Consider the following 12,766-nt stretch of genomic DNA (forward strand, 5'->3'; position numbering starts at 1 on the left):
GAGGATCCCGCTAGCCAGGCGGGGTCTTGGAGCGCGTGTTCGGCTTGTCCTTGCGCTGGCGTATGTGGGGCAGGGCCGGGTTCTGCTCTGCGCTTGCCAGATAGATTGGCGTGACCTCAAGCAGCGTGTCAATCGCGACGCGCAGCTTGGCGGGCATGTAAGGGGTATGGGGCCACACCAGATGCATCTGTGAGGCTTCCATTTCCCCGCAATCGAACAGCACTTTCAACTCGCCCCGTTTCACGTACGGGGCCACCAGCCAGCAGGGCAGCCAGGCGAGTCCCATGCCGCGCGCCGTCGCATCGGCAATCACCTGCAGGTCATCCAGCAGCATGCGCTGCCGCGGCAGCAGGTCGTGCGTGCGGCCATCCGGCGTCGACACCGTCCACTCCTTCACCACGCGCCCGCGCGAGTACAGGATGCCGACGTGCCCGGCCACCTCCTGCAGGCTCTTTGGCTCGCCGTGCTGCTCCAGGTAAGAAGGAGCGGCGCAGATCAGCATGCGCTGCTGGCCCAGGTGGCGCGCGGCCAGGCTGCTGCTGTTCGGCAGCGGGCCGACGCGCAGGCCAAGGTCGAAGCCTTCGTCCAGCAGGTCCACCACCCGGTCGTTGAATGAGATATCGATGGTCAGTTGCGGGTAGCGCTGGGCCAGGTCCATCATCAGCGGCGCCACGAACTGGCGGCCGAACAGCACCGGCACGCTGATGCGCAGGCGCCCGGTCGGTTCGCTGCGGCCGGTGCCGATGCAGGCCTCGCCCGCATCCAGTTCGGCCAGGGCACGCACGCAACGCTCGTAATAAGACTGGCCGGCTTCGGTCAGGTTCTGGCTGCGCGTGGTGCGGTGGAACAGGCGCACCCCAAGCCGCTCTTCCAGCCGCGCGATGGACTTGGCCACAGCGGAGCGGGTCTGGTGCAGCCGGGTCGCGGCAGCGGAGAAGCTGCCGGCCTCCACCGCCTGCACGAAGACGTTGATGCCATTCAGGCGTTCATTCATATTGTTTCCATTTAGTCGACAATATGTCGAGAAAACTCCACCACTGTGGAGTGTAGGGAAACTATATAGTTCTTCTCACTTAACCACAACCTGCAAGGAGCTCCAAATGCATGCTTACCAAATCACCCCTGGCGGCGGGATCGACAGCCTGGAAGCGATCAAGCTGCCTAAACGCGCACTGCAATTCCATGAAGTGCGCGTCAAAGTGCACGCCGTTTCGCTGAACTATCGCGACCTGATGGTGGCCCAGGGCACCTATCCGACCAGCGGCGAAGGTCCCGTCGTGCCCGGTTCCGACGCGGCCGGCGAGGTAATTGAAGTCGGCCCGGGCGCGGAGCGCTTCCGCGTCGGCGACCGTGTAGCGAGCACTTTCTTCCCTGATTGGGAAGAGGGCAAGGTCACTCCCGGCAAGACGGCGGTGACGCTGGGTGCGGGCGGCAACGGCGTGCTGGCGGAAGAACTGGTGATGCACGAAGGCGGCCTGGCTGCCGTCCCGGCGCACCTGAGTTATGAAGAAGCGGCCACGCTGACCTGCGCCGGCGTCACGGCCTGGAATGCGCTGTTCGTGGAAGGCGGCCTGAAAGCGGGCGAGACCGTGCTGCTGCTTGGCACTGGCGGCGTGTCGGTCTGGGCACTGCAACTGGCCAAGGCCGCAGGCGTACGCGTCATCGTCACCTCGTCCAGCGACACCAAGCTGGAACGGGCACGGGCAATGGGCGCCGACGTATTGATCAACTACCGCAAGACTCCCGAGTGGCAGGAAGAAGTGCTGCGCGCCACCGATGGCGAGGGCGTCGACCTGGTGCTGGAAGTGGGCGGCCAGGACACTGTGGCGCGCTCGATCGCATCGGCCAGCATGGGTGGCAAGCTGGCGGTGATTGGCGGCCTGGGTGGCGGCTTCGAAACCAGCCTGCAATTGCTCGGGATCGTCATCGGCGGCAAGAGCATGAGCGGCATCTATGTGGGTAGCCGCAAAATGCAGGAAGACTTGTCGCGCCTGGTCACCCAGCGCAACATCAAGCCGGTGGTAGACCGTGTGTTCGACATCCACCAGGCGCGCGAAGCCTACCAGCACCTCGCCTCCGGCAACCACTTCGGTAAAGTCGTGATCAGCGTCAAGCCGCGCTATTGAATAAATTCGGTGCCAGGTCTGTCATTCGGACACGCGAGCGGTTTCTTTGACAAATCTCAATACGCAATTTCGGTGGAATTCGCGTATTGAGAAGTATCAAATGGGAGCGCTGTCTGTCCAATTGACAGACCTGGCACCGAATCTTGGCACCGAATCTTTGGCACCGAATCGGGCGAAAAAAAAGCTCGCCTATCGCGAGCTTTTTTTGTTGGCGAAGAACCGCGATTAAGCGAAGTTCTGGGCCACGAAGTTCCAGTTCACCAGGTTCCAGAAGGTTTCCACGTACTTTGGACGTGCGTTGCGGTAGTCAACGTAGTAAGCGTGTTCCCATACGTCGCAGGTCAGCAGCGGCTTGTCGGCGCCGGTCAGCGGGGTAGCTGCGTTGGAGGTGTTGGCGATCTCGACGGAGCCGTCAGCCTTTTTCACCAGCCAGGTCCAGCCGGAACCGAAGTTGCCGACGCAGGACTTGGTGAATTCAGCCTTGAAGTTGTCGAAGGAACCGAACTTGGCATTGATGGCGTCAGCCAGGGCACCGGTAGGTGCGCCGCCGGCGTTGGGAGCCATGCAGTTCCAGTAGAAGGTGTGGTTCCAAACCTGGGCTGCGTTGTTGAACACGCCGCCGGAAGACTTCTTCACGATCTCTTCCAGGGACAGGTTTTCGAACTCGGTGCCCTTGATCAGGTTGTTCAGGTTGGTGACATAAGCCTGGTGATGCTTACCGTAGTGGAATTCCAGGGTTTCCTTGGAGATGTGCGGCTGCAGCGCGTCCATTGCATACGGCAGTGGTGGCAGGGTATGTTCCATGAATGTTTCCTTTTGATTGAGACGAAAAGTTATTTTTGCCGAAACGGCGACTATTGTAATACGAACGCTAGGTAAGCGTTGGCTGCACGGTGGCGACGCCGATTTCGGCGCCGCCCTCGGCCAGCCGGACGCCCAGCGATTGTCCCGGCTTGATATGCGCCGGGTCGCGCAAGACGGCTCCGGCGGCGTCGGTGACGATGGCGTAGCCGCGTTCCAGCGTGCGCTGGGGATTCAATAATTCGAGTTGTGCCGACAGCGCGTTCAGCGCATCGCGCCGCTGCAGCAGTTGCGAACGCATGCTGGCGCCGGCGCGGTGCTGCAGGGCTTCCATCGCTGCCCGCGCTTTGCTGGCGTCGGGCTTGCGCGCAGCCAGGCGGCCGGCCAGCCGGTCGAGCGTGAAGCGGGCTTGCTGCAGCGGGTTGCGCGTGGCGTGCATCATGGCGGTGGACAGGCTTTGCAGCTGCAGGCGCTGCTGTGCGATGCGGGCTGTCGGGCTGAGCAGGCGGCGCTGCAGGTTGTCCAGGGTCTGGGTGGCATCGCTGAGGGCGCGGCGCATGGCGCGGCGCAGGTCGGTGGCGTCGGCACGCAGGGAACCGAGCCAGTCGGCGCGCGGCGTCGCGGCAAGTTCGGCGGCGGCGGTCGGCGTCGCGGCGCGTACGTCGGCGGCAAAATCGCAGATGGTGAAGTCGGTCTCGTGGCCAACGCCGGACACCACCGGCATATTGCAGTTGGCCACGGCGTAAGCGACCACTTCTTCGTTGAAGCACCACAGGTCTTCCATGCTGCCGCCGCCGCGCACCACCAGCAGCACATCGCATTCCGCCCGGCGCGAGGCGGCCTCAATGGCGGCCGCAATCTGGGCGCCGGCCTGCTGGCCCTGCACCAGGGTAGGGTAGAGCACCACGTTGACGTGCGGCGCGCGCCGGCGCAGGGCGATCAGCACGTCGCGCAGGGCCGCCGCCTGCGGGCTGGTGACGATGCCGATGGTGCGCGGGAACAGGGGCAGGGCGCGTTTGCGTTCGGTATCGAACAAGCCGGCTGCGGCCAGGCGCTCTTTCAGGCGCTGGAAGGCTTCAAACAAGGAACCTACGCCGGCCCGGCGGATTGCCTCCACATTGATCTGGTAGTCGCCGCGCGGCCCGTACAGGGTGACCAGGGCCCGCACCTCAACCTTGTCGCCTTCGCGCGGCACGAAACCGGCGTACTGGGCGCGGCCGCGGAACATGACGGCGCGCACCTGGGCGGCGTCATCCTTGAGCGTGAAATACCAATGGCCCGAGCTTGCTCGAGTGAAATTCGAGATTTCCCCAGATATCCACTGCAAGGGGAAAGAGCGCTCCAGCAGGCGTGCGACGGCCTGGTTGAGGGCGCTGACTGAAATAACCTGGTTGGGTTCGGGGCTGTTGATCATTGACCTGTCCACACTTTTTGAAAGCGGTCATGCTTATGTCATATATCACTTCATATCGCAAGTATTTTTTGTAAACACCTGATTATTAAGGGTAAACGTCAATGCTTCATAAGCGGGCAATTTGCGAATTTCCTTATAGATCAAGGACTTTGCGATAGCGAACGGCTGTTACGCACAAAGATATCCACAGAATGTGTGAGGAACTTTTCGCCGTCAGAACTTGCGTGATGAAAATGTTTGCAGGGTAACTTTCATTTTAGAAATCAAGGACTTGGCACTCCAGTCTGTCCCTTGCTAACAATTTTATCCACAGAAGCTGTGGGGAAAGTTGCTGCCTCAAAATTGAGCGCAGCGTGATTGTCGTTGCATATCAAAGACTTGCATCACCTCCTGCGGCCTTGCTCACACTTTTGTCCACAGAATTTGTGCAGAAGCGGCAAAAATGTCCACTTCGGGGGCGGGAACGAATCCGGACATGACAATGCGAAATTTTTACGCATGGCAAGAAAGTCCTTATGGATCAAGTACTTCACCCCTCAAGCATAGCCTTGCTAACAATCTTATCAACAGAATATGTGAAGAAGTGCACAGCTGGGGATAAGCAGGAAAAGTGCCACTGCGCATTTTTTGTGCTTGAGAATAATTCGCTTTGCGATCAAAGGCTTAGCATATAAAAGCCGCCATTCCCCACAATTTTGTCCACAGAATATGTGTAGAACTGCCCCTTCCAGAGCTGATGAAAATTTTTGCATTAGAAAAAATCATAATCAAATCATGGGGTTAACGCAAAATAGTTGGATTGCCAACAATGTTGTCCACAGAAAATGTGAAGAATGCGCACACTTGCCTGATAGCTCTCGACACGCTACATTGCGCGTTTAGGTTTTCTTTCTTAGGAGTATGTCTTGCTCGCAATTTTCCAGGCCGCCGGCTGGCCAATCTGGCCTCTGCTGATCGCTTCCATTGTTGCCCTTGCGTTGATCGTCGAACGCCTGATGTATCTGCGCCGTTCGCGCATCATTCCGAAGACACTGCTGGACGAGGTTGTGCGCGTCTATCGCAGCGGAAACATCAACAATGAAATTATCGCCAAGCTGGAAAAATCGTCCCAGCTCGGTGTTGTTCTTTCGGCAGCGTTGCGTAATGTCAACGCCCCACGCGATGTCATGAAGGAATCGATCGAAGAGGTGGGCGGTGCAGTAGCGCACGAACTGGAGCGCTTCCTGACCACCCTCGGCACCATTGCTACCCTGGCACCGCTGATGGGCCTGTTTGGTACCGTGGTCGGCATGATCGAGATCTTCGGCTCGCAGAATTCTGCCGGCGCCAACCCGGCGCAACTGGCGCACGGTATTTCGGTGGCGCTGTACAACACCGGTTTCGGCCTGGCGATCGCGATGCCGACCCTGGTGTTCTATCGCCACTTCCGCGCACTGGTTGACTCCTTCGTCATCGACATGGAGCAGCAGGCGGTCAAGTTCGTGGACGTCGTCCACAACACCCGCAAATAAGCGGGGGACCAGTTTATGGCGATGAATTTCCGCCGCGGCCAGAAGCGCGAAGATCCCGAGATCAACCTGATCCCGTTTATCGACGTGCTGCTGGTGATCCTGATCTTCCTGATGATCACCACCACTTACAGCAAGTTCACCGAGCTGAAAATCACTTTGCCGACCGCCGAGGCGGAAAAGACGGTGGAGCAGCCGAATGACCTGAACGTGACGGTGGATGCCAAGGGCAACTACACCATCAACGGCACGCCGGTGGCGTTCCATGACGTAGCCGGCCTGGCCGAGCAGATGAAGACCGCTGCCAAGGACGCCAACCCGATCGTCAAGATCAACGCCGACCAGTTCGCGATGCACCAGATGGTGATCAACGTGATGGAAGCGGCGCGGGTGGCTGGCTTTGAGCGCGTGACCTTCGAGGCGCAGACGGCCCAGGCCAGGTAATGGCCTCTTCCCTCGAGACGACCTTCTCGCGCGAGTGGCTGCGGCGGGGCGCTCTGGCATGCGCGCTCTGGCCCTTGTCCCTGCTGTTCCGGGGACTGGCTGCCCTGCGCCGCGGTCTGTATGCGGTTGGCGTCTCGCACGCCGAGCGCTTGCCGGTACCGGTCGTCGTCGTGGGAAATATCTTTATTGGCGGCACGGGCAAGACGCCGCTGACCATCTGGCTGGTGGATGCACTGCGCGCAGCCGGTTTCCGGCCGGGCGTTGTTTCGCGCGGGTTTGGCAGCAAGGATGCCGCGCCGCGCGAAGTGAGCGCCGGGTCGACGCCTGCCGAGGTGGGCGACGAGCCGGTCCTGATTGCAGCCCGTAGCGGCTGCCCGGTCTTCGTTGGCCGTGCACGTGCGGCGGCGGGCAAGGCGCTGCTTGCGGCCCATCCCGAAGTCAACGTTATCGTCACGGACGACGGCTTGCAGCATTACGCGTTGGCGCGCGACGTCGAAATCGTGCTGTTTGACGGCCGTGGCGCCGGTAATGGCTGGACCTTGCCGGCAGGACCGCTGCGCGAAGCGCCGTCCCGCAAACGCGATTTCACCGTGGTCAATGCACCGGAATTGCCGGCGCAGCTATGCGCCGACGTCGCGCCTTCGGGCGTGCAGGCGGGGTCTCCGTGGCAGATGCGCCTTGCGGGCGACGTTGCCGAGCGGCTCTCCGAGCGCAGCGAGCGCATGACTCTGGCCGAGCTGGCGCAACGCACCGAAGCGCGCGTGGCCGCTGCGGCAGGCATCGGCAATCCTGGCCGATTCTTCGCCATGCTGCGCAGCGCAGGACTCAAGCCGCAGGAGCTGCCGCTGCCCGACCATCACGACTTTAAAGACCGTCCTTTCGCCAAAATCGAGGCCGACTTTATCCTGGTGACGGAGAAGGATGCAGTAAAATGCTGGCAAATTGAAGAATTACGCAACGATCCAAGAATCTGGGTCGTTCCAGTCAGCGCCCGTATCGACGCGGCGCTGGCCGATCAAATTGTGGAGAAACTACGTGGACGCACGCCTGCTTGATATCCTGGTCTGCCCTGTGTGCAAGGGCCCTCTGGAGTACGACAAAAAAGCCCAGGAAATGATTTGCAAAGGCGATCGCCTGGCATACCCGATTCGCGACGGCATCCCGATCATGTGGGCCGACGAGGCGCGCTCCCTGCCAGACACCACGGAGTAAACGGTGTCCTTTATCGTCATCATTCCGGCCCGCCTGGCCTCGACCCGCCTGCCCAACAAGCCCTTGGCCGACCTGGGCGGCAAGCCGATGGTGGTGCGCGTCGCCGAACGCGCCAGGGAAGCCGGTGCTGCCCGCATCGTGGTGGCTACCGATCACACCTCTATTAAAGACGCCTGCGAACAGTACGGCATCGAAGCCTTCATGACCCGCGCCGACCACCCGTCGGGCACCGACCGCATCGCCGAAGTCGCGCGTGCCATGAATTTGCCGATGGATGCCGTAGTGGTCAACCTGCAGGGCGACGAGCCCCTGATCGACCCGCAACTGCTGCAAGCTGCAGCTGCCCGCATCGGCGTTGACGTGCCGATGTCTACCTGCGCCCACCCGCTGCACGATGCAGCCGACGCCTTCAACCCGAACGTGGTGAAGGTGGTGCTGGACAAGCAGGGCCGCGCACTGTATTTCAGCCGTGCCACCATCCCGTGGCACCGCGATGCCTTCGCCCAGGACAAGTCGGCCCTGCCGGCCGGCTACGTCCCGCTGCGCCATATCGGCCTTTACGCCTATCGAAACGACTTCCTGCAAGCCTACCCGGCGCTGGAGGTGTCGCCGCTGGAGGGGATTGAAGCCCTGGAGCAGCTGCGCGTGCTATGGCATGGATACCCCATTGCCGTACACGTGACCGATTCCGCCCCGGCCGCTGGCGTGGATACCCCGGAAGACCTGGCGCGTGTGCAGGCACTCTACAAAAGTGGCGGATAAGCCAACTTTTGTGGTAAGTTTCTAGCAAGGTGGCTAAGGCATCATCAAAAATTATTATTAAATCGTTTAGGAACATTCATGCGTCTCATTCTGTTAGGAGCACCAGGAGCCGGTAAGGGCACCCAGGCCAACTTCATCAAGGAAAAGTACAACATCCCGCAGATTTCCACCGGCGACATGCTGCGTGCCGCAATCAAGGAAGGTACTGAAATGGGCCTGGCCGCCAAGAAAGTAATGGACGCGGGCCAGCTGGTTTCCGACGACATCATCATCGGCCTGGTGAAAGACCGCCTGAAAGCAGCGGATTGCGCCAACGGCTACCTGTTTGACGGCTTCCCGCGCACCACCGCGCAAGCCGACGCGATGAAGGACGCAGGCGTCAAAATCGACTACGTCCTCGAGATCGCCGTGCCGGACGACCAGATCGTCGAACGCATGAGCGGCCGCCGCAGCCACCCGGCTTCGGGCCGTGTGTACCACGTCAAATTCAATCCTCCTAAAGTCGAAGGCAAGGACGATGTCACCGGCGAAGACCTGGTGCAGCGTGACGACGACAAGGAAGAAACCGTCAAGAAACGCCTGGACGTCTACCACAACCAGACCGAAGTCCTGCTCGGCTACTACGGCGAGTGGGCCAAATCGGGCCAGCCTGGTGCGCCTAAATATCGCAAGATCGAAGGCGTTGGTCCAGTTGACGAGATCCGCGACCGTGCGTTCGCGGCCCTGAACAGCTAAAACTCAATGAAAAGCGGGCCAAGTGCCCGCTTTTTTGAACCGGCTTGCCGGTTTAGCGGCCCCCTGGCCGTGAAGTGTCAAAGTTTCGCAGTACGTAGTTCGGTCGTACCGAGTTCGTTTTGTAGCTTTTGATTCTAATAACGTAAGGGGGCTATTTATGGCAGCAAGTTTGTGGTTCGCGATTGCGTGTGGCGTGCTCGCGGTTGTGTATGGGCTGTGGGCGCGCAGCTGGATTCTTCGGCAGGACGCGGGCAATGCCCGCATGCAGGAAATCGCGACAGCCATCCAGCAGGGTGCTGCGGCCTACCTGGCCCGCCAGTACCGCACCATCGCCATTGTCGGCGTTGTCCTGCTGGTAGCCATCGGGGCGGCGATCGACATGAAGACCGCCATCGGCTTCCTTCTTGGCGCCGTGCTTTCCGGCGCTTGCGGCTTTATCGGCATGAACGTGTCGGTACGGGCCAATGTGCGTACCGCGCAGGCTGCGTCGGTGGGCATGAACGAGGCGCTGAATGTCGCCTTCAAGGGCGGCGCCATCACCGGCATGCTGGTGGTCGGCCTGGGCCTGCTGGGCGTGGCCGGTTTCTACTGGGTCCTCACCGTGATGGGCGCTCCGTCTGCGCCTGCCCCGTCGCTCAATGTGCATGAAGTGCTGAAGCCGATGATCGGCCTGGCCTTCGGTGCTTCCCTGATCTCTATCTTCGCCCGCCTGGGCGGCGGCATCTTCACCAAGGGCGCCGACGTCGGCGCCGACCTGGTGGGCAAGGTGGAGGCGGGCATTCCCGAGGATGATCCGCGCAATCCCGCGGTGATCGCCGACAACGTGGGCGACAACGTGGGCGACTGCGCCGGCATGGCGGCCGACCTGTTCGAAACCTATGTGGTGACCCTGATCGCGACCATGCTGCTTGGCGCGCTGATGATCACCAGCGCGCCGGCGCAGGCGGCTATCTATCCGATGCTGCTTGGTGCGGTGTCCATCATCGGTTCCATCATCGGCTGCTCGATGGTCAAGGCGAAGCCGGGCAAGAAGATCATGTCCGCGCTGTACACCGGCTTGTGGTGGGCTGCCGGCCTGTCCCTGATCGGCTTCGTGGTCGTGACCTGGATGGTGTGGCCTGACGACGACATGCGCTACAAGATGCTGGGCGCGACCGTGGTGGGCATCGTGCTGACCGGGCTGATGGTCTATATCACGGAGTTCTATACCGGCACCGAATTTACGCCGGTGCGCCATATCGCGGAAGCTTCCACCACGGGCCACGGCACCAATATCATCGCGGGCCTGGGCGTGTCGATGAAGTCCACCGCCTGGCCGGTGCTGGCCGTCTGCGTGGCGATCCTGGTTTCCTTCAAACTGGCCGGCCTGTACGGCATTGCGATTGCCGCGACCTCCATGCTGTCGATGGCCGGCATCGTGGTGGCGCTGGACGCCTACGGTCCGATCACCGACAACGCCGGCGGCATCGCCGAAATGTCGGGCATGCCCGATTCCGTGCGCGCCATCACCGACCCGCTGGATGCGGTGGGCAATACCACCAAGGCCGTGACCAAGGGCTATGCGATCGGTTCCGCCGGCCTGGCGGCGCTGGTGCTGTTCGCCGACTATACCCACGCGCTGGAGTCGCGCAACATGTCGATGACGTTCGACCTGTCCGACCCGATGGTGATCGTGGGCCTGTTCATCGGCGGCCTGATTCCCTACCTGTTCGGCGCCATGGCAATGGAGGCGGTAGGCCGCGCCGCCGGTGCGGTGGTGGTGGAAGTGCGCCGCCAGTTCCGCGACATCAAGGGCATCATGGACGGCAGCGGCAAGCCGCAGTACGACAAGGCGGTCGACATGCTGACCGCTTCCGCCATCAAGGAAATGATCGCGCCTTCGCTGCTCCCGGTGCTGGTGCCGATCCTGGTCGGCATGCTGCTCGGCCCGCGCGCGCTGGGCGGCCTGCTGATGGGTACCATCATCACCGGCCTGTTCGTGGCAATCTCGATGACCACCGGCGGCGGCGCCTGGGATAACGCGAAAAAGTATATCGAGGACGGCAACCACGGCGGCAAGGGCTCCGACGCGCACAAGGCGGCGGTGACCGGCGATACCGTGGGCGACCCGTACAAGGATACCGCCGGCCCGGCCGTCAACCCGCTGATCAAGATCATCAACATCGTGGCGCTGCTGCTGGTGCCGCTGCTGCCGGCCACGGGCATCCTGTCGGTGACCATGGCGCCGATGCAGGCGCAGCAACAGGTGGTGGCCCCGGCTTCGGCTGCGGCGCCGCAGGTTGCGGCGCCGGTTGTGGCGCCGATTGTGGCGCCAGCGGCGGCCGAGGTACCGGCGCAAGCGGGCGAGGCCCCGGCGGCCAGGTAAGCCGCGCCGCTTCCGCCTTGCGCGGCGTATGATGGCTGTACGCTGCGGAGGGCATCATGAATTTTCCACTCCTGCTGGCGCTGGCCGCCGGGCTGTCCGGCCCGGCCGCTGGCACCGAATCCCTTGAAGACTACCGGCGTTTGCCGGAGTGCCGGCTCAGCGCCGACGGCAAGCACCTGCTGCGGGAGCCTTGCCGTACCGCGCCTGCCCGCAAGAATATGCCGCGCCGGCCGGTGCCGATGACAGTCACGCCCACCCCGCGCATCGCGCCGGCGCCCGACCCCTCCCTGACCTGGGCGCCCATGCTCAGCAAACGCGATCCGCATGCGCCTCCAACAGCCATCGCTCAACTGCCGCGGGCAGGCCAGCCCTCACTGCCGCCGGCGACGCCGCTGCCCGGTCCCAGCATGCCGATCCCGGTGCAGTGCGATGCCGGCGGCTGCCGCGACGCCAGCGGCACCTATTACCACGGGCCGCCGGGGCAGGTCATCAGCCCGGGCGGAAAAGTGTGTTCCCAGAGCGGCGGATGGATGACTTGCTACTGAATTCGGCTACAATACGCCTCGATTGACGTTTACGTAACGTAAAGTGAATAGGGGAGACAAAGCATGCAAATCAAGGACCAAGTATTCATCATTACCGGCGGCGCATCGGGCCTGGGCGCGGCGACCGCGCGCATGATCGTCGACAACGGCGGCAAAGTCGTGCTGGCGGACGTGCAGGTGGAAGCGGGCGAAAAGCTGGCCGCTGAACTGGGCGCAGCCAAATTCGTCAAATGCGACGTCACGTCGGAAGCGGACGGCCTGGCCGTGGTGGCTGCGGCGACCGCCATGGGCACCTTGCGCGGCCTGGTCAACTGCGCCGGCGTGGCGCCTGCCATCAAGACTGTGGGCAAGGATGGCCCGCATCCGCTGGACTCCTTCGCGCGCACCGTCAGCATCAACCTGATCGGCACCTTCAATATGTGCCGCCTGGCTGCCGACGCCATGGGCAAGACCGAGGCGGCGGAGTGGGGCGAGCGCGGTGTGATCATCAATACCGCGTCGGTGGCCGCATTTGATGGCCAGATCGGCCAGGCGGCCTATGGCGCGTCCAAGGCCGGTGTGGCGGGCATGACGCTGCCGATGGCGCGCGACCTGTCGCGTTCCGGCATTCGTGTGATGACCATTGCGCCGGGTATCTTCGAGACCCCGATGCTGCTGGGCATGCCGCAGGAAGTGCAGGATGCGCTGGGCAAGATGGTGCCGTTCCCGCCGCGCCTGGGCAAGCCGTTCGAATATGCTTCGCTGGCGAAGTCCATTATCGAAAATACCATGCTGAATGGTGAGACGATCCGCCTGGATGGGGCGATCCGCATGCAGCCGAAGTAAGCTCGGCAAGGCGAGGGCGAATTGGTGTA

At 62.1% G+C, this 12,766-nt stretch carries 13 protein-coding genes; 10 read left to right on the forward strand and 3 right to left on the reverse strand.

Going from position 1 to position 12,766, the window contains the following annotated elements:
- Positions 1 to 10 precede the first annotated feature (10 nt).
- A complete protein-coding gene (locus ASE26_RS09165; protein WP_057246082.1) occupies positions 11 to 994 on the reverse strand; it encodes a LysR family transcriptional regulator in 984 nt (327 codons plus the stop codon).
- Between the two features lie 106 nt (positions 995 to 1,100).
- On the opposite strand from ASE26_RS09165, the gene ASE26_RS09170 reads away from it, so the two are divergent.
- The gene (locus ASE26_RS09170; protein ID WP_055937188.1) at positions 1,101 to 2,126 is read left to right on the forward strand and encodes an NAD(P)-dependent alcohol dehydrogenase; all 1,026 of its coding nucleotides are present in this window, start codon (positions 1,101 to 1,103) and stop codon (positions 2,124 to 2,126) included.
- A 225-nt stretch (positions 2,127 to 2,351) separates the two neighbouring features.
- Here the strand turns inward: ASE26_RS09170 and sodB are convergent, their stop codons facing one another.
- Positions 2,352 to 2,930, reverse strand: coding sequence for a superoxide dismutase [Fe] (sodB, locus tag ASE26_RS09175; RefSeq protein WP_055937191.1), 579 nt, complete (start codon positions 2,928 to 2,930; stop codon positions 2,352 to 2,354).
- A gap of 67 nt (positions 2,931 to 2,997) precedes the next feature.
- The gene (gene xseA, locus ASE26_RS09180) at positions 2,998 to 4,341 is read right to left on the reverse strand and encodes an exodeoxyribonuclease VII large subunit (protein ID WP_055937195.1); all 1,344 of its coding nucleotides are present in this window, start codon (positions 4,339 to 4,341) and stop codon (positions 2,998 to 3,000) included.
- A gap of 905 nt (positions 4,342 to 5,246) precedes the next feature.
- On the opposite strand from xseA, the gene ASE26_RS09185 reads away from it, so the two are divergent.
- The 9 genes from ASE26_RS09185 (at position 5,247) to ASE26_RS09220 (ending at position 12,737) form a co-directional block, all read left to right on the forward strand.
- Positions 5,247 to 5,852, forward strand: coding sequence for a MotA/TolQ/ExbB proton channel family protein (locus ASE26_RS09185; RefSeq protein ID WP_055937198.1), 606 nt, complete (start codon positions 5,247 to 5,249; stop codon positions 5,850 to 5,852).
- Positions 5,853 to 5,873: 21 nt separating this feature from the next.
- The gene (locus tag ASE26_RS09190) at positions 5,874 to 6,293 is read left to right on the forward strand and encodes a biopolymer transporter ExbD (protein ID WP_055937552.1); all 420 of its coding nucleotides are present in this window, start codon (positions 5,874 to 5,876) and stop codon (positions 6,291 to 6,293) included.
- A complete protein-coding gene (gene lpxK, locus ASE26_RS09195; RefSeq protein WP_057246084.1) occupies positions 6,293 to 7,348 on the forward strand; it encodes a tetraacyldisaccharide 4'-kinase in 1,056 nt (351 codons plus the stop codon). Before ASE26_RS09190 ends, lpxK begins: the two co-directional genes overlap by 1 nt.
- Complete coding sequence (locus ASE26_RS29780) at positions 7,329 to 7,505, forward strand: Trm112 family protein (RefSeq protein ID WP_082507565.1); 177 nt, start codon at positions 7,329 to 7,331, stop codon at positions 7,503 to 7,505. The genes lpxK and ASE26_RS29780 overlap by 20 nt, the downstream gene beginning before the upstream one ends.
- A 3-nt stretch (positions 7,506 to 7,508) precedes the next feature.
- Positions 7,509 to 8,267 (forward strand): 3-deoxy-manno-octulosonate cytidylyltransferase, encoded by a 759-nt coding sequence (gene kdsB, locus ASE26_RS09200; RefSeq protein ID WP_057246085.1) that lies wholly within the window; start codon positions 7,509 to 7,511, stop codon positions 8,265 to 8,267.
- 78 nt (positions 8,268 to 8,345) lie between these two features.
- Positions 8,346 to 9,002, forward strand: coding sequence for an adenylate kinase (gene adk, locus ASE26_RS09205; protein ID WP_055937206.1), 657 nt, complete (start codon positions 8,346 to 8,348; stop codon positions 9,000 to 9,002).
- A 157-nt stretch (positions 9,003 to 9,159) separates the two neighbouring features.
- Positions 9,160 to 11,367 carry a sodium-translocating pyrophosphatase gene (locus tag ASE26_RS09210; RefSeq protein ID WP_055937209.1) on the forward strand — a complete coding sequence of 736 codons (2,208 nt, stop codon included), beginning with the start codon at positions 9,160 to 9,162 and terminating at the stop codon, positions 11,365 to 11,367.
- 56 nt (positions 11,368 to 11,423) lie between these two features.
- Positions 11,424 to 11,912 (forward strand): hypothetical protein, encoded by a 489-nt coding sequence (locus tag ASE26_RS09215; protein ID WP_055937214.1) that lies wholly within the window; start codon positions 11,424 to 11,426, stop codon positions 11,910 to 11,912.
- A gap of 63 nt (positions 11,913 to 11,975) precedes the next feature.
- Positions 11,976 to 12,737: a 3-hydroxyacyl-CoA dehydrogenase gene (locus tag ASE26_RS09220; RefSeq protein ID WP_055937216.1), complete on the forward strand. Its 762-nt coding sequence runs from the start codon at positions 11,976 to 11,978 to the stop codon at positions 12,735 to 12,737.
- Positions 12,738 to 12,766: the final 29 nt, after the last annotated feature.

The organism is Duganella sp. Root198D2, from assembly GCF_001428585.1.
Lineage (GTDB): Bacteria > Pseudomonadota > Gammaproteobacteria > Burkholderiales > Burkholderiaceae_D > Rugamonas.